This window comes from Vibrio sp. ZF 223 (genome assembly GCF_003050585.1).
GTDB classification, from domain to species: domain Bacteria; phylum Pseudomonadota; class Gammaproteobacteria; order Enterobacterales; family Vibrionaceae; genus Vibrio; species Vibrio crassostreae.
Window position 1 is genome coordinate 1,070,797 of record NZ_PIGB01000001.1, and the last position, 24,350, is coordinate 1,095,146.

General features: G+C 44.6%; 27 protein-coding genes and 1 riboswitch. Of the genes, 13 read left to right on the forward strand and 14 right to left on the reverse strand.

Going from position 1 to position 24,350, the window contains the following annotated elements; translation table 11 throughout:
* Positions 1 to 99: 99 nt before the first annotated feature.
* The 5 genes from CWO13_RS04550 (at position 100) to phnE (CWO13_RS04570) (ending at position 5,131) form a co-directional block, all read left to right on the forward strand.
* Positions 100 to 1,320 carry a glycerophosphodiester phosphodiesterase family protein gene (locus CWO13_RS04550; RefSeq protein ID WP_102478401.1) on the forward strand — a complete coding sequence of 407 codons (1,221 nt, stop codon included), beginning with the start codon at positions 100 to 102 and terminating at the stop codon, positions 1,318 to 1,320.
* Between the two features lie 256 nt (positions 1,321 to 1,576).
* The gene (phnD, locus tag CWO13_RS04555; RefSeq protein WP_008216587.1) at positions 1,577 to 2,617 is read left to right on the forward strand and encodes a phosphate/phosphite/phosphonate ABC transporter substrate-binding protein; all 1,041 of its coding nucleotides are present in this window, start codon (positions 1,577 to 1,579) and stop codon (positions 2,615 to 2,617) included.
* Positions 2,618 to 2,745: 128 nt separating this feature from the next.
* Positions 2,746 to 3,516, forward strand: coding sequence for a phosphonate ABC transporter ATP-binding protein (phnC, locus tag CWO13_RS04560; protein ID WP_048663776.1), 771 nt, complete (start codon positions 2,746 to 2,748; stop codon positions 3,514 to 3,516).
* A complete protein-coding gene (phnE, locus tag CWO13_RS04565; RefSeq protein WP_048663775.1) occupies positions 3,504 to 4,328 on the forward strand; it encodes a phosphonate ABC transporter, permease protein PhnE in 825 nt (274 codons plus the stop codon). The genes phnC and phnE (CWO13_RS04565) overlap by 13 nt, the downstream gene beginning before the upstream one ends.
* Positions 4,328 to 5,131, forward strand: coding sequence for a phosphonate ABC transporter, permease protein PhnE (gene phnE / locus CWO13_RS04570; RefSeq protein WP_050653254.1), 804 nt, complete (start codon positions 4,328 to 4,330; stop codon positions 5,129 to 5,131). The genes phnE (CWO13_RS04565) and phnE (CWO13_RS04570) overlap by 1 nt, the downstream gene beginning before the upstream one ends.
* 133 nt (positions 5,132 to 5,264) lie before the next feature.
* On the opposite strand, the gene CWO13_RS04575 is transcribed toward phnE (CWO13_RS04570), so the two are convergent.
* The 4 genes from CWO13_RS04575 to glgC all read right to left on the reverse strand — a co-directional run bounded on the left by CWO13_RS04575 (position 5,265) and on the right by glgC (position 8,553).
* Positions 5,265 to 6,059, reverse strand: a complete 795-nt coding sequence (locus CWO13_RS04575) for an HAD-IIB family hydrolase (RefSeq protein WP_102432018.1) — start codon at positions 6,057 to 6,059, stop codon at positions 5,265 to 5,267.
* Between the two features lie 109 nt (positions 6,060 to 6,168).
* The gene (locus CWO13_RS04580) at positions 6,169 to 6,324 is read right to left on the reverse strand and encodes a DUF3012 domain-containing protein (RefSeq protein WP_004732998.1); all 156 of its coding nucleotides are present in this window, start codon (positions 6,322 to 6,324) and stop codon (positions 6,169 to 6,171) included.
* Positions 6,325 to 6,576: 252 nt separating this feature from the next.
* Positions 6,577 to 6,933, reverse strand: a complete 357-nt coding sequence (gene hpf / locus CWO13_RS04585) for a ribosome hibernation-promoting factor, HPF/YfiA family (protein WP_102432019.1) — start codon at positions 6,931 to 6,933, stop codon at positions 6,577 to 6,579.
* Between the two features lie 399 nt (positions 6,934 to 7,332).
* The gene (gene glgC, locus CWO13_RS04590; protein WP_048659023.1) at positions 7,333 to 8,553 is read right to left on the reverse strand and encodes a glucose-1-phosphate adenylyltransferase; all 1,221 of its coding nucleotides are present in this window, start codon (positions 8,551 to 8,553) and stop codon (positions 7,333 to 7,335) included.
* A gap of 399 nt (positions 8,554 to 8,952) precedes the next feature.
* On the opposite strand from glgC, the gene ompW reads away from it, so the two are divergent.
* Positions 8,953 to 9,594, forward strand: a complete 642-nt coding sequence (gene ompW / locus CWO13_RS04595) for an outer membrane protein OmpW (RefSeq protein ID WP_102432020.1) — start codon at positions 8,953 to 8,955, stop codon at positions 9,592 to 9,594.
* 230 nt (positions 9,595 to 9,824) lie between these two features.
* Here the strand turns inward: ompW and CWO13_RS04600 are convergent, their stop codons facing one another.
* The gene (locus CWO13_RS04600; protein WP_010433036.1) at positions 9,825 to 10,544 is read right to left on the reverse strand and encodes an SDR family oxidoreductase; all 720 of its coding nucleotides are present in this window, start codon (positions 10,542 to 10,544) and stop codon (positions 9,825 to 9,827) included.
* A 226-nt stretch (positions 10,545 to 10,770) separates the two neighbouring features.
* On the opposite strand from CWO13_RS04600, the gene CWO13_RS04605 reads away from it, so the two are divergent.
* On the forward strand, positions 10,771 to 11,676 hold the full coding sequence (locus CWO13_RS04605) for a LysR family transcriptional regulator (protein ID WP_102478403.1): 906 nt from the start codon (positions 10,771 to 10,773) through the stop codon (positions 11,674 to 11,676).
* 42 nt (positions 11,677 to 11,718) lie between these two features.
* Here the strand turns inward: CWO13_RS04605 and CWO13_RS04610 are convergent, their stop codons facing one another.
* Entirely contained in the window at positions 11,719 to 12,057 is a 339-nt protein-coding gene (locus CWO13_RS04610) for a winged helix-turn-helix transcriptional regulator (protein ID WP_004741127.1), read from the reverse strand.
* A gap of 105 nt (positions 12,058 to 12,162) precedes the next feature.
* Here CWO13_RS04610 and CWO13_RS04615 point away from each other — a divergent pair, with 105 nt between their 5' ends.
* Both CWO13_RS04615 and CWO13_RS04620 read left to right on the forward strand, forming a co-directional pair.
* Positions 12,163 to 12,930, forward strand: coding sequence for an SDR family NAD(P)-dependent oxidoreductase (locus CWO13_RS04615; RefSeq protein ID WP_048659026.1), 768 nt, complete (start codon positions 12,163 to 12,165; stop codon positions 12,928 to 12,930).
* A 132-nt stretch (positions 12,931 to 13,062) separates the two neighbouring features.
* Entirely contained in the window at positions 13,063 to 13,716 is a 654-nt protein-coding gene (locus CWO13_RS04620; protein ID WP_057623834.1) for a cupin domain-containing protein, read from the forward strand.
* Between the two features lie 74 nt (positions 13,717 to 13,790).
* Here the strand turns inward: CWO13_RS04620 and CWO13_RS04625 are convergent, their stop codons facing one another.
* Positions 13,791 to 14,429 (reverse strand): NAD(P)-dependent oxidoreductase, encoded by a 639-nt coding sequence (locus CWO13_RS04625; protein ID WP_048659028.1) that lies wholly within the window; start codon positions 14,427 to 14,429, stop codon positions 13,791 to 13,793.
* Between the two features lie 162 nt (positions 14,430 to 14,591).
* On the opposite strand from CWO13_RS04625, the gene CWO13_RS04630 reads away from it, so the two are divergent.
* Positions 14,592 to 15,488: a LysR family transcriptional regulator gene (locus tag CWO13_RS04630; RefSeq protein ID WP_102478405.1), complete on the forward strand. Its 897-nt coding sequence runs from the start codon at positions 14,592 to 14,594 to the stop codon at positions 15,486 to 15,488.
* Between the two features lie 131 nt (positions 15,489 to 15,619).
* Here the strand turns inward: CWO13_RS04630 and CWO13_RS04635 are convergent, their stop codons facing one another.
* The gene (locus CWO13_RS04635; protein WP_102432023.1) at positions 15,620 to 16,468 is read right to left on the reverse strand and encodes a hypothetical protein; all 849 of its coding nucleotides are present in this window, start codon (positions 16,466 to 16,468) and stop codon (positions 15,620 to 15,622) included.
* 389 nt (positions 16,469 to 16,857) lie between these two features.
* On the reverse strand, positions 16,858 to 17,514 hold the full coding sequence (gene ribB / locus CWO13_RS04640; protein WP_102320907.1) for a 3,4-dihydroxy-2-butanone-4-phosphate synthase: 657 nt from the start codon (positions 17,512 to 17,514) through the stop codon (positions 16,858 to 16,860).
* 186 nt (positions 17,515 to 17,700) lie between these two features.
* Positions 17,701 to 17,851, reverse strand: a riboswitch (FMN riboswitch).
* A gap of 374 nt (positions 17,852 to 18,225) precedes the next feature.
* Between ribB and CWO13_RS04645 the strand changes: the two genes are divergently transcribed.
* A complete protein-coding gene (locus CWO13_RS04645; protein ID WP_102432025.1) occupies positions 18,226 to 18,969 on the forward strand; it encodes a phosphatase PAP2 family protein in 744 nt (247 codons plus the stop codon).
* Between the two features lie 66 nt (positions 18,970 to 19,035).
* Here CWO13_RS04645 and CWO13_RS04650 read toward each other — a convergent pair whose 3' ends face one another.
* The 3 genes from CWO13_RS04650 to CWO13_RS04665 form a co-directional block, all read right to left on the reverse strand.
* On the reverse strand, positions 19,036 to 19,398 hold the full coding sequence (locus CWO13_RS04650; RefSeq protein ID WP_048659032.1) for an MmcQ/YjbR family DNA-binding protein: 363 nt from the start codon (positions 19,396 to 19,398) through the stop codon (positions 19,036 to 19,038).
* 69 nt (positions 19,399 to 19,467) lie between these two features.
* Positions 19,468 to 20,193, reverse strand: coding sequence for a sulfite exporter TauE/SafE family protein (locus tag CWO13_RS04655; RefSeq protein ID WP_170960797.1), 726 nt, complete (start codon positions 20,191 to 20,193; stop codon positions 19,468 to 19,470).
* Between the two features lie 490 nt (positions 20,194 to 20,683).
* Entirely contained in the window at positions 20,684 to 21,895 is a 1,212-nt protein-coding gene (locus CWO13_RS04665; RefSeq protein ID WP_108082604.1) for an MFS transporter, read from the reverse strand.
* A 29-nt stretch (positions 21,896 to 21,924) separates the two neighbouring features.
* Here CWO13_RS04665 and CWO13_RS23755 point away from each other — a divergent pair, with 29 nt between their 5' ends.
* Positions 21,925 to 22,074 carry a hypothetical protein gene (locus CWO13_RS23755; protein WP_170960876.1) on the forward strand — a complete coding sequence of 50 codons (150 nt, stop codon included), beginning with the start codon at positions 21,925 to 21,927 and terminating at the stop codon, positions 22,072 to 22,074.
* Between the two features lie 472 nt (positions 22,075 to 22,546).
* Entirely contained in the window at positions 22,547 to 23,161 is a 615-nt protein-coding gene (locus CWO13_RS04670) for a YitT family protein (protein WP_017065874.1), read from the forward strand.
* Positions 23,162 to 23,298: 137 nt separating this feature from the next.
* Here the strand turns inward: CWO13_RS04670 and sigZ are convergent, their stop codons facing one another.
* A complete protein-coding gene (gene sigZ, locus CWO13_RS04675) occupies positions 23,299 to 23,898 on the reverse strand; it encodes an RNA polymerase sigma factor SigZ (protein ID WP_108082605.1) in 600 nt (199 codons plus the stop codon).
* On the reverse strand, positions 23,882 to 24,178 hold the full coding sequence (locus tag CWO13_RS04680; protein WP_004733042.1) for an ArsR/SmtB family transcription factor: 297 nt from the start codon (positions 24,176 to 24,178) through the stop codon (positions 23,882 to 23,884). Before CWO13_RS04680 ends, sigZ begins: the two co-directional genes overlap by 17 nt.
* Positions 24,179 to 24,350: the final 172 nt, after the last annotated feature.

A 24,350-nucleotide genomic window follows, 5' to 3' on the forward strand; every position in this document is an offset into this window, starting at 1 on the left:
ATTGTGGCACCTGCCCACATGAGGTCATCTCACAGAAGGTAGAAATGACCGGATTAAGGAAATTAGAAAAATAATTGCTTGTTGCAAGGAGATACAAACATGAAGCAAATACTGAAAGGTTCGATTGCTCTGATACTCGGCGTTAGCTCAATGACAGCATGGGCGGCAACAGAGTCAGCAAACCTAGGACCTCGTCCCCTCTTTTTAGTCAACAATATGGATGAGAGCCCTTTGAAAACCAAGCTGCTCAGTTGTAGCGAAGGGCCTTTTCATCGTAGTGATTTTTCTATTGGGCACCGCGGAGCTGCAATGCAGTTTCCCGAGCACACCAAAGAATCTTACTTAGCGGCAATTCAGATGGGAGCCGGTGTCGTAGAGTGTGATGTGACCTTCACTAAAGATAAGGCGTTGGTATGTCGACACTCTCAAAGTGACCTGCACACCACAACTGATGTGTTGGCGCATCCTGAACTCGCTAAGAAGTGTTCAGTTCCATTTAAACCTGCGAACCCAGCGACAGGTGAAGATGCTCAGGTTGAGTGTCGTACTTCCGATTTCACGCTGGCGGAGTTTAAGACGTTAAAAGGTAAAATGGATGGGGCGAACCCGAAAGCCACCACAGTCGAAGAGTACATGAATGGTACTCCAGGTTGGAGAACCGATCTATACAGCCAGAGTGGGACGCTGATGACACACGCAGAAAGTGCGGCACTGTTTAAAGAACACGGTGTAAAGGTGACACCTGAATTGAAATCGGCAGCGGTTGAGATGCCTTTCAATGGCTTCAGCCAAGAGATGTACGCGCAAAAGCTGGTGGATGAGCTAAAAGAAGCGGGCTTTGCACCTTCAGAGACTTACTTGCAATCGTTCAACCTGGATGACGTGAAGTACTGGATCAAAGCTGCGCCAAAATTCGGCAAACAAGCGGTGTATCTTGATGACCGTGTTTACGAGCAAGCGGATTTTGTCGCGTCTGTTGAAAACATGAAAGAGCTGCACGATGCGGGTGTGAACATCATCGCGCCACCTCTGTTTGCTCTGGTTGATCTAGATGAGAACAATGAACTGGTTGCGTCTAACTACGCCAAGCTCGCTAAAGATGCAGACCTCGACATCATCGCATGGACTCTGGAACGTTCAGGCCCACTCGCGCAAGGCGGCGGTTGGTACTACAAGAGCGTGAAAGATGGTATCAACAATGATGGCGACATGATGAAAATGCTCGATGTGTTAGCACAAGATGTGGGTGTGATGGGCGTATTCAGTGACTGGCCTGCAACGGTCACTTACTACGCAAACTGCATGGACAGCGACGCCTAAGTTATCTGGATTATTGAAGAATAATAAGAGAAAAAGCAGTGAACCAAAGAGCCTTCGGGCTCTTTTTTTTACCATCAAGGTTGATGGGACAGAAATGACCCAAATGATTGGTTTTGAGTTGGACATCAATGACTCAAAAGATCTTGGTTAGTTTGATTTTTGTTTTAAGTCATTGAAATTTAGCAAATAAAAATATGGCACGAAGGCTGCAATAGCGAAGGTGACTTTCAACAATAAGTAAAAGTAAGGTTTGAATATGAAAATCAGTGTTAAAGGACTGTTAATCGCTAGCTCATTACTACTTCCTTCAATGGCTATGGCAAGCGACTGCTCTAGTCGTGGTGTGTTAGACGATCGATACTGTGATGAAAACCAAGATTTGGTCGCCGATTCACCGAAGAACCCAGATGAGTGGAATGACCCAAGCACGCTTGTGTTTACTTACACGCCAGTAGAAGACCCTGCTTTGTACAAAGATGCGTTTGCCGACTTCCAAGCTCACTTAAGCAAAATCACGGGTAAGCGAGTGATTTACTACACGGTGCACTCGAACTCTGCACAAGTAGAAGCGATGCGTTCTGGCCGTTTGCACGTAGCTGGTTTCTCTACGGGCCCAACTGGCTACGCGGTTAACCTAGCGGGCTACGTTCCAATTGCAGTGAAAGGCGATGAGTCTGGTTTCCAAGGCTACAACCTGATTACCATTGTACGCAAAGACAGTGGTATCAACACCATGGCTGATCTAAAAGGCAAAAAGGTTGCACACACTTCTGCATCATCAAACTCTGGCAACCTAGCTCCTCGTGCGTTATTCCCAGCTAAAGGGTTAGTGCCAGATGAAGACTACAAAGTGCTTTACTCAGGTAAGCATGACCAATCGATTCTAGGTGTATTCAACGGAGACTATGATGCAGCACCTGTGGCATCTGACGTGTACGATCGTATGGTGGCAGCAGGTCGTGTTGATGATTCTGAGCTTAAGATCATCTACCGTAGCCCGCGCTTCCCAACGTCTGCGTTTGGTTACGCGTACAACCTAAAACCGGAGCTGGTTGAGAAGATCAACGAAGCTTTCTTTAGCTACCGCTTCACACCAGAGATGAGCGCATCATTCAAAGGTGCAGACCGCTTCTCACCAATCAGCTACAAAGAAGAGTGGGACGTGATTCGTGATATCGCCCACGCGACAGGTACGGCTTACACTAAAGCTGGCCTTAAGAAACTCGCGGAAAAAGATGCGGCTAAACGCGCGAAGAAAAAAGCAGCTGAGTTAGCGAAACAAGCAAACAACGGCTAATTCTTTTTCTATTAGAAGACTAAGTTCTCGAAAGACTTAGTTCTTTAAAAACACCTACTTCAACTAAATATCTATGCCCTCGCGGGTAGGGCATAGATCATTCTAAAATTCGCACAAGGAAATGCAGTATGGCCGTAGCAAGCTATGAAGGAATAAAGATAAACAACCTTTTCCACGAATATGTCGCAGGCAAGCCAATCCTTAAAGGCATTAATATTGATATCGATGAGCCAGGCATCATCGCGATCATTGGTCCATCTGGTACCGGTAAAAGTACGCTTCTGCGCTGTATCAACCGCCTCAATGATCCAAGCCAAGGCGAAATCATTTTTGATGGCGCAGACCTGACTCAATTAAAAGGCCAAGCGCTACGTAAACAACGTCGACACATCGGCATGGTGTTCCAAGAATATAACCTCGTGGAACGTTTAACGGTTATCGAGAACGTGTTAAGCGGCCGTTTGGGTTACATGACGGCTTGGAATGCGTGGCGTCGTAACTATTCTCCACAAGACTTAGCAAAAGCGTTCGAGTTACTTGAATTTGTAGGCCTACAAGACTTTGCAAACCAACGTGCCGACAGTTTGTCAGGCGGCCAAAGACAGCGTGTCGGTATCGCTCGCGCAGTCATGCAAGACCCATATATCTTATTAGCGGATGAACCAACGTCATCACTCGACCCGAAAACCGCGGTTGAGATCATGGAGCTGATGGAAACTTTCGCCGAGCAGAAGAACATCCCTGTGTTGGTTAACATCCACGATGTCAACTTAGCCAAGCGTTACGCCAAACGCATCATCGGCATGTGTAATGGCAAAGTACATTACGACGGCAGCCCTGAAGGCATTTCAGAGGAAGATCTAAAAATCATCTATGGGGGTGAATCATGGCTGGATTAACCCCAAGCTCATCGCCAAGTGCATCGTCAAACCAGTCGCCAGCGAAGCATGAAAACCCGTTCAAAACCTCATGGACTAACCGAGCAATCATCGCTGCGATAGTTGCGTATCTGTTTTACAGTTTCTCGACGTTAGGGCTGACTTTTGATCGTTTGGTCATCGGTTTTGGTGAGAGTGAGCGGTTACTATCAAGAATGTTTCCGCCAGATTTCTCGCGTACTAATCTACTGCTAAGCGGCTTAGCAGAGAGCTTACAGATAGCGATCATTTCGAGTTTCTTCGGCATCATCATTTCGCTGTTTCTTGGCTTACTTGCTGCAAGAAACATGATGCCTTCGATTGTATCGACACCTATTCGGGGCTTTATCGCACTGTGTCGCTCTTTTCATCCAGTGATCATCGCAATCTTGTTTGTAAAAGCGGTGGGTTTTGGTGCCCTGGCTGGGATTCTGACCTTGGTGTTCGCATCGATTGGTTTTATTGCCAAGCTGTTCGCAGAAGCGATTGAAGAGATCTCTTTCAAGCCTGTTGAAGCGATTAAAGCGACCGGCGCTAGCTTCATCAGTGTGATTCTGTATGCGGTAATGCCGCAGGTGTTTACTCGTTTTATTGGCTTCGCTAGCTACCAGTTGGACTCGAATTTACGTAACTCAACTATGGTGGGTATCGTTGGCGCGGGCGGCCTTGGTGGGACGTTATTCTCGGCATTCCAACGTTTCGACTACGACTTTGTCGCTGCTATTTTGATAACGATCATCGCGCTGATTCTTGTCGGTGAATTTCTTTCCAACATTGTTAGGAGAATCTTCTAATGACAACTGCATCTATTGATAGAGAGTGGCAGCGTTTTACACCCAACGAACGTGTGGCTCGATTTGCCGTTTACCTTAGCCTTGTATGCGCCATCGTGTGGTCTTGGCAGACGGTGGAAGTGATTCCTGAGTTCCTATATGACGCACCAGCTCAGTTTGCGGACATGTTTGAACGCATGGTACCAATGGACTACGGCTTCTATCCAGAGTCGATCCACGCGGCGATGATTGAGACGCTGCACATCGCTACATTAGGTACCTTATTTACCTTGGTGTTTGCGATCCCTTTGGCGTTGTTAAACGCACCGAACATTACACCTAATAAAGTGTTGAACTGGGTTGCTCAATTCTTCCTTGTGTCTTCACGTTCAGTGAACTCACTAGTGTGGGCATTACTGTTTATCGCACTATTTGGCCCCGGTGTTCTCGCAGGTATCATGGCAATTGCAATTCGCAGTATCGGCTTTGTAGGGAAGCTGTTAGCGGAAGCCATTGCCGAAGTGAACATGGGGCCTATTGAAGCTTTACGCGCAACGGGCGCTTCGTGGATGAGCATTCTGCTGAAAGGGTATTGGCCGCAAGTGATGCCCGCATTCTACTCAATTGTACTGTTCCGTTGGGACATCAACGTGCGTGAATCTGCGGTATTGGGCTTAGTGGGCGCTGGTGGTATTGGCGTAGTGCTCAACGATGCGCAGAACCTTTTCGAGTGGCAAAAAGTGTCGATGGTATTGGTGAGTATTTTTGCTGTGGTTATCATTGCAGAAGCTGTAGTGATCCACATTCGCAACAAACTCATATAGACAATATGTTGTGTGAAAGTTAAGAGCTTATCTAGCATTTTGAAGCTCAAACGACCCTAGGTACTTCGGTCTACCTAGCGGTCGTTTTTTTATGTTGTTTGAATGGACAGAAAGCTTGTTTAGAAGGGGATGGTTAGCTTTTCGCTGTCTCACTTTTAAGCGTCAGCAGTAAACCCACAAATTCTGCAAACCCATAACCACCCGGTTGTGACATCACCTTGCTTGGATGATGATCTAGCTTATCCCAATAATGCTCAATGTTAGCCACGCCAACGGTGAGCGGTAGTGATTCGAACATCTGTTGATCATTCATTGAATCGCCGACATAACACGCTTGCTTGTGGGTTTGTTCAAGCGATAGGCCTTTACTCGAAAGGAAACGGTGCACGGCGTTTTTCTTTGAGTGCTCGCCATACCAAGCATTGATATGAATCGAACTTGCTGTCGCGTGTGCGCCTAAAGCATGTATTCTTTCGAGTACCGCTTGCACTATTTCAGGGTCAACAGGTTGACGGTTTTGGCCGATATCAATCGCGACCTCACACAAGCGGTAAGATTGATCCAAAGTTAGGGATAGGTCTGGGTAACTCTGCAAGATCGATTCAACTTCTTGTTTGAGCTTGGCTTGATTCTGGCGCACTTGTTCTAGCGGCGTTTCAGATGAGAGTTGTAATGCACCATCTTGTTTCTCCAATAAGAAGGCGCCGTTCTCTCCAAGCACGGCGTCTACAGGCCATAGTTGTGCAATATGATCACACCAACCAGCACAGGCTCCCGTTACTGCGACCACTTTAATTCCGTTATCTCTTAGCTTTTGTAACGCAATCAATGTTTCTGGAGGGAGTGAACCCTGCCAAGTGAGCGTATCATCAACATCGGTTAATACCCATTCGATGTGCTTCCAGTTATTGCCTAGTTGGTGTTCCATCCTCAAACTCACTTATTCGGATCTATTGTATTGCGTGGAGTGTTCAGTTCGTTGTTAAATGTCTTCCACTCAGTGCTACTAAGTGTTGTTAATTAACGCTTAACAGTGATTAGAAAACACAGTGCTTAGCAAAATCACCGGCTTCATTGGCAGTCCAGTCGCCTTTCGGCTTTTCTTTCATATCTGTACACCAAGCTTCACTGCCCACTTCTGTACAAGCCATCAGTTGAGTCGCTAGAAATAGAATTAGCGCGATTTTTTTCATAATAAACATTCCTTTATTGTCTAAATTTCTACTTATCACTGTATCAAATACCGCTAGCGATTGTTATAGCAGCCAGCGACATAAGTTTGTTAAAACGATATAGAGTTGGGCTTATTTCTAATATAGGAAGCGAAGGTCGGTGGTCGGAAAAATCAAGGAAATTGATGTATAGATCGAAAAAGCCAGCAACATGTGCTGGCTTTGAAATTCTTTTGCGCTGCTATTATTGATTAGCGAGCTTCTACTGTGGAGTTATACCAACTTCATCTCTTGGATGATGTCTGAAGCAATCTCTGGCTTCGTACTTGTTGGCTTCTCGTGTAGGTCGGCTTTCAATTGTCCCTTACGGTTACTTAGGCCTGCTTCAAGTTTCTTGAGTGCTGAAGCGATAGCTGGATACATAACGTCATCTGTAGCTTTTGCGTTTACACGTACACCTTCGTAGTTGGTGAACACTTCAACCTGATATTGGCTGTGTTCTTTTGTAATGATGATGTCGCAGCTAATCAGTGATGGAAAATGGTTTGATATCTTTTCGAACTTACCTTCGATGTCTTTACGTGAGTCGTCGTTAATTGATACGTGATGTGTTTGAACGTTTATTTTCATAAATCATACCTTTCCAATGACTGTGTCATTTAAACGTAGCAAACATCGGATAGATTCACCAATAGAGAAAGTACACATGTGTGATTAACTTCAGTGTTATCAAATAATCTCCCCTTACTCCCTTGAAAGTCCGATTAACTGATCGCATATTATGTTTCGTGAATTTCAAACGTGTTTAAAAATCCCTCATCTTTGAAGTATTGCTCTAAGCCTTCTATAGGACTTAGGCTTTATCGCCTCAATCAAACATTCTTACGAATTCTTATTCTAGCCTGGTTTTATAAATCTCTTTCAACGCGGGATGAATTTAGGTTTTGGTTAAGGTTATTTCGAATGATAATAAGACAGCGAACTCGCTGCCTTTTCTCGTTTAAATAAAAGCTATTCCAACGTCAAAGATTACTCTTCAAATTGATAAGAAGAGGGCACCACAATCACGCCTTGTTTTGATATATGGAAGCGTTTGGCGTCGGCAAGGCTATCAACACCGATCTGGGTTCCGTCAGGCACTTTGACGTTCTTATCGATGATGCAGTTTTGTATGTGGCAGTTTTTTCCAATCTCAACATCTTCAAACAGAATACTATCAATCACAATCGCGGCATTGCTGACTTTCACTTTTGGGAAGAAGATAGAGTTTTGCGCCGAACCACCTTCAATCACAACACCATTGGCGATCATCGAGTTGATGAATATCCCTTGGTTACCTTCGACCGAAGCAATGGTTCGTGCGGGCGGCAGTTGTGGCTCATAAGTGCGAATAGCCCAATCCGGTTGGTATAAATCGATAGGCGAGGCCGGTTTCAACAGATCCATATTCGATTGGTAATAAGAGTCGATAGTACCAACATCTCTCCAGTAAGCATCTTGCGTCACACGTCCTTCCTCATCACCAAACTTATACGCGTAAACGCTGTTATTGCCGACTAACTTAGGAATGATGTCTTTGCCAAAATCGTGGTTTGAGTCTGGATCTTCTGCGTCTGCCAATAATGCCTGTGTTAGTACTTCTTTATCAAAGATGTAAATCCCCATTGAAGCCATGCTTCGAGTTGGTCTACCGGGTACGCACGCGGGGTAACGTGGTTTCTCGGTAAAGTTATTGATTTGTAGAGACTCGTCTATTTCCATCACACCAAACTCTTTGGCTTCGTCAATCGAAACCTCCATGCACGCCACGGTCAGGTCAGCCTCGTTCTTTTTGTGCTGCTTGAGCATTGGCGCGTAATCCATGCGATAGATATGGTCGCCGGATAACACCACCACATGTTTGGCTTCACTACGAGAAAGCAGATACAAGTTTTGATAGATGGCATCGGCAGTGCCGCTGTACCAGCTATCACCGGTTCGCATTTGTGGGGGAACATTGGTGATGTATTCGCCGAGCTCGGGGTTAAGCACCGACCAACCATCTCTCAAATGTTTTTGCAATGAGTGTGATTTGTACTGAGTCAGCACCAAAATTTGGCGTAGCCCAGAGTGTAAGCAGTTCGCGAGAGTGAAATCGATGATTCGATATTTGCCACCAAAGGGGACCGCAGGTTTTGCGCGGTTATCGGTGAGGGGAGAAAGCCGAGAGCCAACACCGCCGGCCAGAACGATTGTTAGAGTGTCTTGCATGGTCAGAACCTCAATGTATTTATGATTATGAACATAGACTTGCAAGCACTAAGCCAAATGTAACTCATTGAATATTAAACAAGGAGGGGATATTTCTTGTTGGATTGCACTAAATTGATGCGTACGGGATGTTGGCTTGCTCTATTTTGATCCAAAGATATCTGAGCAAAGTGACTGGGTTGGATTAACAAAATGATGCACGGAAAAGTCGCATTACAAAACTGTCAATAAAATGAAGGAATAAAGTGATCAGGTCGATATAAATTTACATAAATAATCATAACTTTTCACAAATTGATTTCCATCAATAAAGTAGGGTTATTGTGTGTTACCTTGCACGCAAAATAAGAAATGATTACTCATTCACCAATAATATGAAGCCCTCAAAAGGAAATTATAATGAAAAAAACAGTATGTGGTATTGCGGTTATTGCGGCTCTTATGTCAACCAATGTTCTTGCTCATAAAGAAGGTGATTTCATCATCCGTGCAGGTGCAGCAACAGTATCTCCAAACGACAGCAGCGGTGACGTTCTTGATACAGCTGGAGTTAAATTCGGTGTCGATTCTAATACTCAACTTGGTTTGACCTTCGGTTACATGTTTACCGACAACATCAGTTTTGAAGTATTGGCAGCTAGCCCTTTCTCTCATAACATTTCAGCTACTGGCCTCGGAGACATAGCAGAGACTAAACACCTACCACCAACGTTTATGGTTCAGTACTACTTTGGTCAAGCGAACAGTGATTTCCGTCCTTACGTAGGTGCGGGTATCAACTACACTGTATTTTTCGATGAGTCACTAAACCAAGGAGCGAAAGATCTAGGCTTAAGTGACTTATCTCTTGATGATTCTTGGGGCTTAGCGGCAAACATTGGTATGGACTACATGATTAATGAAGACTGGTTCCTGAACGCATCAGTTTGGTATGCAGATATTGGTACTACAGCAAAATATAAGTTTAATGGTCAACAGTTCAAAACAGACGTTGATATCGACCCATGGGTATTCATGGTTGGTGGTGGTTACAACTTCTAATCCACATATTCAGTTTACAAAAGGCGCTCAAGCACCAGCCAGCTTGGGCGCTTTTTTCTTTTCATCGACAACCTCACGATGAACGTAAGTAAATCACGTATGAGTAAAAATTGATGTGGCGATTGCAATTATAGTTACCACTAAAACAAAAGCGCTACGACTTGTTAAGTAGTGGCGCTTTTTTAGTACATTGCTTATTTCATCGCCGATTTAGTAGCGATAGCAAAGGCCTATGGCTGCTGCTTAGTTGGTGCCAGAGCAATTTCACGGATACATACGTTCTGTGGTTGTTGGTAAGCGAATGATACCGCGCGAGCGATATCGTCAGCTGCCAATACGCCGCCCATGTCTTCTTTCCAAGAGTCGTAACCATCTTTGATTTCTTGAGATGTTGTGTGAGACAGAAGTTCTGTTTCTACAGCACCCGGTGCGATAGTCGTAACACGAACATTTGAAGCAGCAACTTCTTCACGAACGTTTTCAGAAATAGCGTGTACCGCGAACTTAGTACCACAGTAAGCTGCGTGGCTTGGGAAAGTTTTCTTACCCGCAATTGAGCTGATGTTGATGATAGTACCTGTGTTGCGTTCCATCATCGGAGCAAGTACAGACTGCATGCCGTTTAGAAGACCAATGACGTTCACGTCGAACATTGTCTTCCACTCTTGAGCATCTTGAGTATCGATTTGACCAAGAAGCATTGCACCAGCGTTGTTGATAAGCGCGTCTACAGGGCCAAATTTCGCTTCACCTTGTGCGATTGCTGCATCAAAAGACGCTTTGTCTGTCACGTCTACTTTTACTGATAGAGAGTTTGGTAGGTTCAGTGCTTCAAGGCGGTCAACACGACGAGCTAAAAGTAGCAGAGGGTGACCTTCATCGCTTAGACGACGAGCGATTGCTTCACCAATACCAGAGCTTGCACCTGTAATTACGATTAGTTTTTTCATTTTATTTCCTCTGTACTTTTATTGCGTCGGTTGGCTACGACGTGTTGTTTAAGTGCATTCGAATCAAGTGCTTGTTGTCTTGCTTCGTTGCGATGGAGGTATATTAAGGAAAATAGCATTGTTGATATATAGCGCTTTACTTGAAACACTGTTGCTGTGGTGCAATAATGAGCATGTGCTCTCTATTACTTCATCATCTTAAAATCTCACAACTAAGCTTGCGACCATGCTCAATCAAATTAACCTGTCTGATATTCGTTCTTTCGTGCTTATCGCTCGTTTAGGTAACTTCACTAAAGCAGCGGAGGAGCTTGATGTGTCGCGCTCCCACGTATCACGCCAAGTGAGTAGTCTAGAAAAGCAGATGGGCGTGACGTTGTTTATCCGCACTACTCGAACCTTGAGATTGACGCACGCAGGGCAAGATCTGTACGCGAGATGTGAACAAGCCTTAGATAATATAGACCAAGCTCTGATTGCTGCTGTGGACGATGTCGAAGAAGTACGTGGCGACATAAAAGTAAACTGTGTCGGCGGTTATTTGGGTGAGGTGATCATCGCGGATCTGGTCAATGAGTTTATGCAGCTCTACCCAGATATCAGTATTAGTCTTGATTTCAGTAGCAACCGAGTCGACTTGATTGAAGACGCGTTTGATATCGCTTTTCGCATGGGAAGCTTAGAAGACGCGGGCTTTATCGCAAGAAAGCTTTTAGACATCGAGATGGGAACACTCGCGAGTCCTGAGTATTTCGCTCGCAAAGGGAAGCCAAATCACCCTAAAGATCTGATCCACCATGACTGCTTAACGGGATCGGTGCGTAAGTGGAGTTTTCAAGCGCCAGACGATACTAAGAAAACGGTCGATGTGCATGTGACGGGCAGACTGCAATGTAAAAATGGGCGAGTGTTGGTGCAGGGCGCGAAGTCGGGCAACGGGATTATTCGTGTGCCAACCATCTATTGTTTACAAGAACTCAATGACGGACAACTAGAGCAGGTGTTTGATGAGTGGGTGGTGCCTAAAGTGGACTTTTCAGCGATCTACCATCGAGACCGCTATCAACCAAGTCGAATTCGAACCTTCATTGATTTTGTGAAAAGTCGCTTTGAACAAATGCCAGTGAGCTAATCGTGCTTTCTGTATTTTGCTAATAGTGTGACCGGCTTGAGCTTACATCTCGTCGATTTCGTTTTGTAGGCTTTCTAGTTGATCCAGAATCAGTAAGAACTTCTCACCAAAGGGTGTCACTTGGTATTCCACTCTTGGTGGCAGTTCGTTGAACATTTGCTTATCTAAAATCCCAAACTCTACATTTCGCTTTAAACATTCATTCAAGACCTTGGTCGATAACCCTTCGACCGAGCGTACCATTTCACCGGGACGATTGATGCCATTTGCCAATAATTGGTAAACCGTGAGCGACCATTTACAACCGTAGATGGTCTCTACCATGCGAGCGGAACGCTCTGGCGCTGATTTTCTTGAAAAAAAGTTTTCCTGATTTTTCATAAAGATGTACCAATAAGTACCTACCTAACCGATTTGTACTTACTATTCATAGTGTTAGTTCAAAGCCTAAGATTACCACGTTCACATGACTTAGGAGATAACAAAATGAACTTCACTAAAAATGGTATTGCAGTAGTAATCGGTGGCACAAGTGGTATGGGCTTTGAAACAGCGAAGCAGTTAGTCGCTCAAAATATCCATGTGCTAGTTGTCGGCAATAACCCAACTAAGTTAGATAAAGCAGTATCAGAACTTCAATCACTAGGCCACGCTACTGGCTGGCAAGCTAATCTTTATGATGATGCAAGTGTGTCGAATCTTATTGCGCATCTAGAGTCACTTGAAGAGGGTATTGGTTACCTTGTTAATGCCGCTGGCTACTTCAACCCAAAAGCGTTTATTGAGCACCAAGAGTCAGATTACGAGCAATACATGCAACTTAACAAAGCAACCTTCTTTATCACTCAAGCTGTCAGCAAGTTGATGATCAAAAACGGTGGCGGAAACGTGGTAAATGTCGGTTCTATGTGGGCGAAGCAAGCGATCAAAGCAACCCCATCTTCTGCGTATTCAATGGCAAAGGCAGGACTACACGCTTTAACGCAACACATGGCAATGGAACTTGCGGACCACAATATTCGTGTGAATGCAGTGTCTCCAGCAGTAGTTAAAACGCCGATCTACGAATCATTCATTAAGCCGGAAGAAGTAGATCAAGCGCTAGAAGGCTTCAACGCATTCCATCCTATTGGTCGAGTGGGTCAACCGAAAGACATCGCAAACAGCATCTCTTTCTTACTGTCAGACAGTGCAGATTGGGTAACGGGCGCAATCTGGGATGTTGATGGTGGCGTGATCGCTGGCCGCAATTAATCAGGATTCTTTTTAGGTGGCTGTCGCGCAGGCAAAATAGTAGCGAGATGGCCTCCTTGATGAGTATTCGCGTAGAATAGAAGCTAGAAAGACAATCATAATTAAAACAATATTTAGAGTAAGGTCGTCATTATGCTTAACATGGACTTTTCAAAGAGATTGGTTATCGAAACCGATAAACTAGATTGGGTTGCAAGCCCTGCCAAAGGAGTGTGGCGTAAGCCCCTAGAAAGAGAAGAGAAAGAATCAGGTCACACGACTAGCGTGGTGAAATACGACCCTCAATCTTCATTCTCCGAACACCCACATCCGCAAGGAGAAGAGATCTTCGTATTAGAGGGTGTATTTTCTGATGAAACTGGAGATTTCCCTGCGGGCACTTATATCCGTAATCCCCCGGGCAGTGCGCATTCTCCATCGAGTAAAGATGGCTGCACGATCTTGGTTAAGCTCAACCAGTTTGACGCGAGAGACTTAACTCAAGTTCGAATCAATACGCTAGAAACGGAGTGGCTTCCGGGCATTGGTGGCTTACAAGTCATGCCACTGCATGAGTTCGAGCACGAACATGTCGCTTTAGTGAAGTGGCCTGTTGGCGAACGTTTTCAGCCGCACCGTCACTTTGGTGGAGAAGAGATCTTTGTGTTGTCGGGCACTTTCAAAGATGAACACGGCGTGTACCCGAAACATACTTGGATGCGTAGCCCTCACATGAGCGAGCATTTCCCTTATGTGGAAGAAGAGACGGTTATCCTAGTGAAAACGGGTCACTTGCCATTGGATTAAAGGAATGCTCAATATAATATGAGAAAGCCGCATTGTTTTGAACAAGCGGCTTTTTTAGTTTTTATATGAATTGACTAGTAAGCGACACCAATACGTTGGCGCGGGAACTTGCCAGCTTCGAGCTCATCAATCATCGCGATAGCGTAATCGCTGACTGAAATTTTGCTGTTGCCATCTTCGTCGGTGAGCAGCTGGTCGCCACCAGTACGGTAGGTCGATAGTTTCTCACCCGGGAATATTTCTGCTGCAGGGCTAACAAACGTCCAGTTCACTTCGCTGTTCGATTGCTTGAACACTTCAAGAGCTTCACCCTGTGCTAGCGCTTCATTTTTATAATCCGCAGGGAAGTCCGGAACGGTCACTAGCGGTACGTTTGGCGCCACTTCTAGTGAGCCTGCACCACCAACCCAAAGTAGGCGCTCGATACCAATGCTCGGTAATGTTGCCAGCAATTTAGCCGCAGTATTTTTTACGATTTCGTGATTACCCAGAGCACGTCCGCCAATCGAAGTAATTACTGCATCAACGCCGGATAGTGCGTTTGCTAGACTAGCGGCTTCATCTTGTAAATCAAATGAACGAACTTCAATGCCCTTGGTTTCCACGCGGTCTGCATCTCTTACAACAGCAACTACGTCGTGACCACGAGATTGAGCTTCTTGAGCGATGTGACTACCAATCCAGCCTGATGCGCCTAATACTGCAATTTTCATAATGTCTCTCCAATTATCTAATTTATTGAGTCGTTTTCTCGACAGCCATTGCAGTCTAATAGCTCACTAGGTTGCGATAAATATCGAAAAATGATGTAGATTGTATCTATATATTGATCTAATAAGATTCGATTAGCTGCTAAACAGCTCAAGGAGAGTGTGATGGATAGGTTGACGGCAATGCGTAGCTTTGTCGAAGTTGCGAATTGTGCCAGCTTCACCCAAGCGGCTGAGCATTTGGACATGAGTCGGTTGCAGGTTTCACGTCATGTTCAAGAGATAGAAGGGTGGTTGAAGCAGAGGCTATTACATAGGACGACTCGAAAGGTGAGCTTGACGGCGGCAGGGGAAATCGCTCTGCAGCGCTGTGAGAAAATCCTCCATGAGACCGCTGAGCTAGAAGTTACTTCACTCAATCAAACCGATGATCTTTCCGGAACCATTCGAATTGCTGCCCCCATTGGTTTAACTCAGCACATGTTGTTGGATGTGGTCGAACAGTTCACCGACCGCCACCCTAATATCACGGTCGAACTGTTTGCCTCAGACCGTTTTACCCAGCTAGTGGATGAAAGGATCGATATTGCACTTCGCTATACGGATCAACCTGACGATAGTTTGATTGCACGAAAGCTAATGGTAATTGATTCAGTAGTGTGTGCCTCGCAAGCCTACTTAGACAAACATGGTGAACCTGAAACGGTCGAGGCGCTTCGACAACACAATTGTTTTCGTCACTTGAATGTTTCTAAGTGGGATTTTGTTAAGGATAACCAGCACTATTCGGTTGAGGTGTCTGGCACCATTAAGGCTAACGATGTTGGGGTGCTAACTCGCGCCGCACAGCACGGAAAAGGGGTGGTTCGTTTACCTTGTGACTTAGCCAATCCACTGATCGCTAATGGCAAATTGATACGCATATTGGATGATTTTGTTTCGCCAAGCAGCGTTCTTTGGGCGGTGTATCTATCTCGCAGTTACCAGCTTCCGATTGTTCGTCAGTTCATTGATTTTGCGGCAGAAGCTTGGGCTAGCGATATCAAGTCTGGTGATGTTTGAAACTTCATAGGCAATGATACATAGCGATAGAAATTTAAAAGCCCATAAATACAAAAATCCGATATCAATGGTGATATCGGATTTGAACTCAATAATTAAGAGTTCCAGCACGCTCTCCTCTCACGAAGTCTTTACATGTAATGATGTACGGATAATCGAGTATTTATCACCTTTTCGTTGATGTCTGGTAAAGGCTGATACAAGCTTCTCGTAATGTCGGATAATACTTGGTCGTATACTTGGGACACGACGCTAGAGATATCACTGGTTAATTCGTACATGCTATCTACTGGTTGGATCGCTTCAGTGCTTGATGCGATCTCGGTAAGTGCATGCATCGCACGTGTACAAATGGGTGACCCACTGCTGATAGGGCAGATAATCGATAATTGGTTGAGTTTACGGTGTGTCTGAGATGCGTAGAATTTGAATCTCGCATACTCCTCAGGCTTCTCCATATCAGGTATGCACATTCTCAGCTTGGTCAAGATCTCCATGCAGTCTAAGATCTGTTGCCAATTCATGTGGTATTCACTACTCATGTCTTCTCGCTCAGACTGGATCAGCCAGATGATCATCACTTCATCCATCAAGAACATGCTGTGGCGAATTGTTTTGCCATGAATCGATTGGTTACGCACCAAGCTGCGGTTTTGCCAGTCGCTGTGCATGGCAATGAGCTTAAGGTGATAGATGCGATACATAGGGCGACTATCAAACGAAACATGAGATTGAAGCAATTCAGAGACCTCAAGTATGTTGTCGTAAATCTCGTTCACTTTACGAATCGAGTCGCTAGACAATTTATACGCCAGAGCGTAATGCGTTGCAGCGCGATGTTTACGTGATAACAACAATAGCTCTCTAAGTAGAACTAAGGTTTCAAACCTGTGTGATAACGCAGTTTGTCTCTTCCTTGAGAAATGAAACAGGGCTGCAAGTACTAATAGGGATAAACCCACTGAAATAACTACAAACATATTCAACTCCTAACATTTGTATACCTACTTAGTGGTAGTGCAGACACCGTGCCAAAATAAATAAGTGTTATATTTCATTGATTTATGTTTTTACTTTAATCATGGATGATCAATCATGGTGCATGACTTCACCATTCGGGTGAATGTTTCTCATATTTTGCAGGATTTTTTGAGAGGTTACGCTTTTCTAACGATTAGGTTGGGGAGGTTTCGATAAGTAGAGACACTTTGACGATCCACCTCTGGCTTGTTTCAAGCTGCAGAAATTAGAAAGGCCTCACCCCTTATATGCTTTTAACTATAAAAAGCAGTAAGAGTGAGGCCTTTCAGTGTTCATTTCGCAGTGTAGTTACCTTAACTGCTAAGTGTTCAGCATTGAGGGCTAAACGTTATGCAAGCTTAAGGTCGAACTCGTTGCGGTACATCACCATATCTTCAATGGTCAGTACTGGCATGTTGTGCAGTTTACCGAAAGCAACGATCTCTGGCGCTTTTGCCATTGTGCCGTTTGGGTTGGTGACTTCACACAGTACACCTGCTGATTGAAGACCAGCCATTTGCATCAGATCCACAGTACCTTCTGTGTGACCGCGGCGAGCAAGTACACCACCTTTGCGAGCACGCAGTGGGAATACGTGGCCAGGGCGAGCTAGGTCAGTAGGCTTAGCTGTTGGGTTTGCAGCTGTTTTGATCGTTGTTACACGGTCAGCGGCAGAAACGCCTGTTGTTACGCCAACTTTTGCTTCGATAGTGACAGTAAACGCAGTTTGGTTTGCGCTGTTGTTATCAACAACCATAGGTGGAAGTTCAAGTTGGTTTGCTTGCTCGTCAGTTAGACACAAGCACACGATGCCGCTGCATTCACGGATCATAAGTGCCATTTGAGCATTGGTTAGGTGTTCTACTGAGTAGATGATGTCGCCTTCGTTCTCGCGATCTTCATCGTCAAGTAAAAGTACGCCACGACCTTCGCGTAGGGCTTGCAGTGCGTTTTCAACGCGAGTGATTGGTTCGCCAAATTCGGCAAGTAGTGAAGACTGATTCATGGTTAAACTCCTAAAATATCACCAGAATCAGGGCTGCATGAGGGATCTCAACCGAGCACGACAAAGCCGACTCATTATAAGTCGACCTTAGCTCATTATGGTTTTATCCAAAACGAAATGCACCCTTTCGAGTTGGAGGCATGAACCCAATAAATGAGTACGCCTTTCCAACTTAAACGAGTGTGTTTCCATTCTCTCTCATCCGGACTATAACCGTCGGCTCTGGCATCTCACCAGATCTGCTGACCTCGACGAATCGAGCGCTCGCGGGCTTATCTTTAGATTTTGCTAAGGACATACCGCCGGTGGGGAATTTCGCCCCGCCCTGAGAATAAAAATTAATAATCTGTTTTGCTTTGAAAGCAGACCAGATGGTAATCCTTTCAATAGTGGATTTAAAGGACTGACAGCAAAGTTTTTCAGATTTTGGCCTGTTAACCCGGTGAGTGTTCACTTTATCAGCAGAACACAATACCGTTGTGTTTAGTGCGGTACAGCTGGTCTTTGGTCGGTTTTACTGTCGGTATGCGTATAAGTGGATGGCAAAGGTTATTGATGATCAAATCATTGTTCACCGAATCAATGGCAATAATCTCCAATAGCCGAATAATGTTACGTCATGACGTCTTACTGACCGTTTTTACATAAAATTGATATTGACGATGCTAAGCTGCGATAGCATCCGACCACTTTATCTAAAAGATCTTAGCCATGACTTCTCTGTTCTCTAACAAATCCAAAGGCTTATTACTGCTCGTTCTAAGTCTGTATTCTCTCGTTCCCTTTCTGATCTTTGGATCTCATTTCGACCTTGGAAGTGCAGTTCTGCCTTTCTATGGTGCTGTGATGACATTTGTGACTTACTCTGCGGGTAATCAGGGCTTCCTAATCACACTCGCGGTACTTTCTTTATTGGTGTTGACGCTAAAGTTCTCAAAAGCAAAGTTAGTCAGCCTTTGTCTGCAGCTCGGTGTCTTGTTGGTATTAAGCTTTGCAGCGAAGACATTTCTCAAATCATCAACAGAGAGTCCACGCCCATATACTGAGTATTTGGTTACCCAAGAAGTAGTTGAAATGCCAGAGCTGTTTTATGAGCTGCCTTTGGTAGAAAAAAACGCCGCGATTGAATCTGTGCAAGATAAGGTCAGCGATTGGAGAACTCGTCATTGGTTGGGTGAAACGGACTACTCTTTCCCGTCTGGACACATGATCTTCGTCGGTGTGTGTTTGGCATTCTTTGGCGGATTGTTCCTAGAGGCGAAACGCTTTTACCTAGTCGGCGGTTTGTTGGTTTGGGCTGGTGGTGTCGCCTATAGCCGTGTTTGGCTTGGTATGCATCGACCTGAAGATTTAGCGGCGTCTATTGCCTTTGCGGGGTTAATTTATTTATTGGTGCCACTGATTCCAACGAAAAAGATAGAACCTTTATTGCCGCAGTTATTAAGAGAGTCTTAAGGTTTTAAGAGCTGCCTAAGTTTTTAAGATGTGCATAAATCTATATTTAACAAGCAGAAATTCTGGTTACTGATTGAGCCCGAGTTCTGCTTGTTTCTTTTTGGTTAAACCTAAGGACACAATTCGGTGTGACTCTGTGAGGTAGTATTTCAGCTCCTCATCCCTTTCTGACGTGCTCTCAAAAAGCTGAATCCATTTCATGCCACGCGAAGCAAAGTAGGGCGCGGGTTTATAGCCCGGTTCTTCTTTGAGAAAATCGAAATTCTGGTCGGACGCTTTGAAGATAAACGCAGGCTCATCTTTCGGCCCCCAACCTCCAATGGCAAACACTTTCCCTCCCACTTTCCAAACGTGAGAGTTATTCCACTGCATCACATAGCTGGTGGCGGTTTGTGATTCACAGAATGTATTGAACTCATCGTATGTCATAGAACGCCCTTTCAATAGTTTGGTGGTGGATCTGTGTGTTTGTTGTTTTATCGATGTTTCTGCTTCGAGTTAGCCAGCTAAGCCTTGCCAAATGGCAGTAAAGCCGCTGATAAAACATAGCAACAAAGAGCCGATACGTATCTTTTCTTTAGGAATGCTTTGCGTAGTCAATAACGCCACTTTGTAACCCAACCAAGCCGCAGGAAGCAACGGGATTGTGATGATCAAATGGTGCACAGTGAAGAAGCCAATCGGGATCTGTACCAGTAATGAAATGATAGAACTAAACACAAAAAACGCAGAAAGGTTACCACGAAGCTGATTGGCATCTTGGTGTTGAAGCAGTAGTGCCATTGGCGGCCCACCAATGCCTGAACTGGTACCGAAGAAGCCTGAGAAGAACCCCGCGATGCCCATTTTGGCAGGCGTCGGTTCTAACCTAAACGGAAGTAAGCTAACAATCACGGCAAATACTACCAATAAGCCTAACCACAGTGACAAAACGCTTGTTGATACCATTACCAACAAAGCCCCGCCAGCCAATGAGCCCGGAATTCGGCCCAATAGTGCGATTTTCAATCCGCCAATAGAGATATTTGCTCGGTGTTTAAACGCGTTGAATACAGAAATGAAAAGACCAACAAGACAGATAGGCGCGGGTACATAGTCAGGCGAGACCAAAAACAATAACGGGGCAGCCACAATAGCCAAGCCAAAGCCGATTGCGGTTTGCACAAACGAGCCGACAAAAATGAGTGCCATCGCGATAAGAGCGGTCTGATCTATGTATTCCATAAGCCTGCGGATAAGTTCTAAAGGAGCGAACGAATACTATAAAGTAAAACAGCAGGAATAGTCTTATTATTCAGTGAGGTTTATGCAAGTTTCGCTAGGGGCTATTGAACTTTCGTGGTTGAATTTTGTTCGAGATAAAATCGTTTTAGGCGCGGCGAAGAGTATGTGGCCTAGTCATTCTAAGCAAATATTCTTCAACAATGCATAAAACGATTTTAGCCGAACCCTTCGGGCAGCATTTGTGGTTCATTTCTACTGCGTTATCGGCTTTTTATGTAGGCTAGCTACACGTCAAACCCTCTGCCTAGTATAAACTTCCCACAAAGTGCTGCAAAAGCCAGCTCGAAAGGTCAACAGCCCCTAATTATAATTTCGATTTCAACGGTCAATAAAAAAGAGAGCGAATATCTCGGGATGTGCTCCTTTCAATATCCGCTCTCTTATTGGATTGCTTATCGATTTTCGCTGCTGGGGGAGTCAGCGTTAAATGTTAAGCCATTGCCAATTTGATGCGCTCAATCGGCTTGTCATTGATTGGTAAATGGATAAGTGCTGCTGCAAATGCTAATACCACCGTTGACCACCAAATTGGCTCGTAAGATCCGTAGTAATCGTAAATACGACCACCAACCCAAGCGCCTAAGAAACTACCCACTTGGTGAGTGAAGAACACCAAGCCATACAAAGTCGATAGGTAGCGTGCACCAAAGATTTGGCGAACTAAGCCCGACGTTAGTGGAACCGTACCTAGCCAACAGAAACCAATGGCTGCGCCAAAGATAGCTGCGGTTGATTCCGTAACTGGCAGAGTCACAAACGCACCAATAACCACAGTACGCACTAAGTACAATGCCGACATTACATGACGCTTACTGAACTTATCGCCCATTACACCCCAGAAGTAAGATCCGAAGATGTTGAAGATACCTACATAAGCCAGTGCCATCGCTGCGCTGCTCGCAGGCAAGTTCTTGTCTGCTAAGTAACTTGGTAAGTGCGTTGCGATAAACATCACGTGGAAGCCACACACGAAGAAGCCTGCGTGAATCAGCCAGTAACTTTTGTTAGAGAACGCTTCAGACAACGCTTCTTTTAATGTTTGATTGTCTTCTGCTTGAGCCTGTTTGCTTGATGCCGCTTTGGGCGCACGCATGAACAGTGCAAAAGAGATCATCAAGCAACACAATACGCCAAACACTTGCATCGCACTCTGCCAATCGAATTCGTTCAACATGTATTGCGCGCCCGGAATCACCGCGAACATACCAAATGAACCGGCAGCCGTGGTTAAACCGAATGCTTTAGCTGCGTGTTCTGCTGGCACGACTTTCGCGACAGCGCCTAATACAATCACATAGCTTGTTGCACTTAGTCCAAGGCCAACCAATGCGCCCAATGAAACGTAAAGCGTGCTTGATTCGGTAGAAATTGAGGTAAGAAGTAAACCCAAACCGTAAGCACATGCGCCTGCAATAATGATGCGTCTTGCTCCCCATTTGTCAGCGGCCATACCAACAAAAGGTTGGAACACACCGAACAATAGGTTTTGTAGAGCAATAGCGAAGCTGAAAAACTCTCGACCCGTGCCGAAATGCTCTGAAATTGGCATCATAAAAATGCCGAATGATTGTCTGATCCCTAGACTGATAATAAGTGTGCCGATCCCAAGCCATACCAGTAAAGGAAAACGGAAAATGCTCATTCTAATACTCTTAAATTAATGGTGGTGATGTGAGTGGTCTTGCGCTGACATGTGTTGGTCAGTCATCTCATGGTGATGTTCGTGCCCAGAATGCTCATGAGCTGACTGCTGGTGGCATCCACTGCTCACGGCATGCTGAGCCAAGAGATCAATCAATGGCTGACTGTGATGCACAATGACCAAACTAATGACGAGAAATAGTGTCATTCTGGCCAGTTGGGCAAAAAGAGATTGTGAAAACATACGGTGTTTACATGCGCTCAATGTTGTAAGAAGTCGCGCATCATAATGACGAGTGAGGTATGTATCAAATGACCATTTGTGATTTAGTCTATGCGTTTTATGCATAGATCTATGCATGATTTTATGCGTCGTTAGAATTTGGGCGAAACGTCACCAATAAATAGGAAAACTCGAAGTTTGCTGGTTAATAGATAGAAGTATGTAATTAAGCATTGAATTCCAAATGCAAGATCGTAACTGTCTGTTTAATTGAAGATTTCAAAAAACTGTAAAAACTAATATACAAACTAATCACTAATCAACATTGGCCATTCACTCGACTTATCTGTCAAACATCGTAAATTTGGGCATAAATCGTTTCAAAACTACTGAAACGCGATGTTAAAAGATTCAGGGAGAGTCATTCACATGGATAAAGATCATAACCTTCGCGAAAACTTACTGGCACTGATCTTAGGTAGCGCACTGGTTTCACTCGGCGTTATCTTTTTCAACCAAGTCGGTTTGCTCACCGGAGGCACGGCTGGTCTAGCGATCTTCATTACCAAAGTAACAGACCTAAGCTTTGGCCAAGTGTTCTTCGCACTTAACTTACCTTTCTATATTTTGTCGGTTGCTCGTATGGGCTGGCGCTTCACCATCAATACCTTTATCGCGGTTTCGATTGTTTCGTTCGCTGTGGATCACTTGTATCACGTGATTCAGATTGCCGAAATTCATGCATTGTATGCAGCTTTACTTGGTGGTGGCTTGATTGGTACCGGCATGCTGGTGATCTTCCGTCATAAGATGAGCTTAGGTGGCTTCAACATTCTGGCGTTGTTCTTACAAGAACGTTTTGGAATTCGAGCAGGTAAGGTTCAGATGGCATTAGACTGCACGATTGTTGTGCTTTCTCTGTTCATTGTTGATGTGTCATTGGTTCTGTTGTCTGTACTGGGCGCAATCGTCACCAACTTGATTTTGGCAATGAACCATAAACCGGGGCGCTATCAACCGGTCGTAAAAGCGGAAGCTGCGTAGTTCGGTTCGCTTAAGTACTAGGTTCTCTTAAGCTCTAGATTTGTTTAAGCAAAGAGTGATTTTCAGATTATGAAAACAACAAAGCCAGCATCAATTGCTGGCTTTGTTCTATTGAAATAACGGATTCGATGTAGCGATTAACACTTGCCGCAGCTGGCGTTCGGCTTAAGCTCGCAATCAATCACATTGCCTTGTTGATCAAGAGATAAGTTACAACACTCTTCAAACAGGTTCTTAAGATCAGCACGGCTTTTTTGCACGCGAGATTTTACCGTTGAGTAGCTGACGTTCTGCGCTTCTGCGATCTCTTTTTGGCTTTGACCTTTGATGTCGGCCGCAAGCAGTAGCGATGAACTTTGTTCTGGCAATGCCTGAATAAAAGGTTCAATACACAATGAAAGCTGCTGCTTAAATTCAGAGTCGTGGTCTAAATCGGTAAACCAAAGATCTTCAGCATCAATTTGGCTATCACGTTGTTGTCGAGCGTGCTTACGGTATAAGTCGATGATCGTGTGATTGGCTAATTGGAATAGCCACGACTTTACGCTGCTCGCATCTTGTACCTTATCTAAGTTCTGATAAGTCTTAATCAAGATCTCTTGAAGCAAGTCGTCTACATCGGCGGTGTCGTTGACCTTAGAATGCAAGAATGACTTTAACGCTTGCTGATACTCAGCCCAAACCTGTTCTAAGTTCAAAGATGCCCTATTCAAAGGTGCATCAGTTACACTGTTCATTTACGCAACACTCGTCTTGTAAGAAATCAATCACACCTTCTAGGCACTCATACTCTGCTACACAGAATAGGGTTCTTCCTTCTCGTCTTTGGCTGATGAGGCCTGCAGACGCTAGGCTTGAAATGTGGTGAGACAAGGTGGAACCAGGGATACCTAGCTCTTCTTGTAGGCCGCCGACTGCAATGCCTTGGTAGCCAGCTTTAACGACACTCTTATAAATAGTTAGGCGAATAGGGTGTCCCAACTCTTTAAGTGCTTTCGCTACGACTTCTAAGTTCATATTAACTCCTCAAGATTTAATTTCGATATTAATCGAAATGTGGTCTAAATACAAATGTAAAGACCGTAATTTATTAAGTCATTGAAAAATAGCCTTTTTGAAAATTATTTCGATTTTTATCGAAATAAAACTTGATCTGTTACGAGATATTTCTATAATTCGAGAATATTCG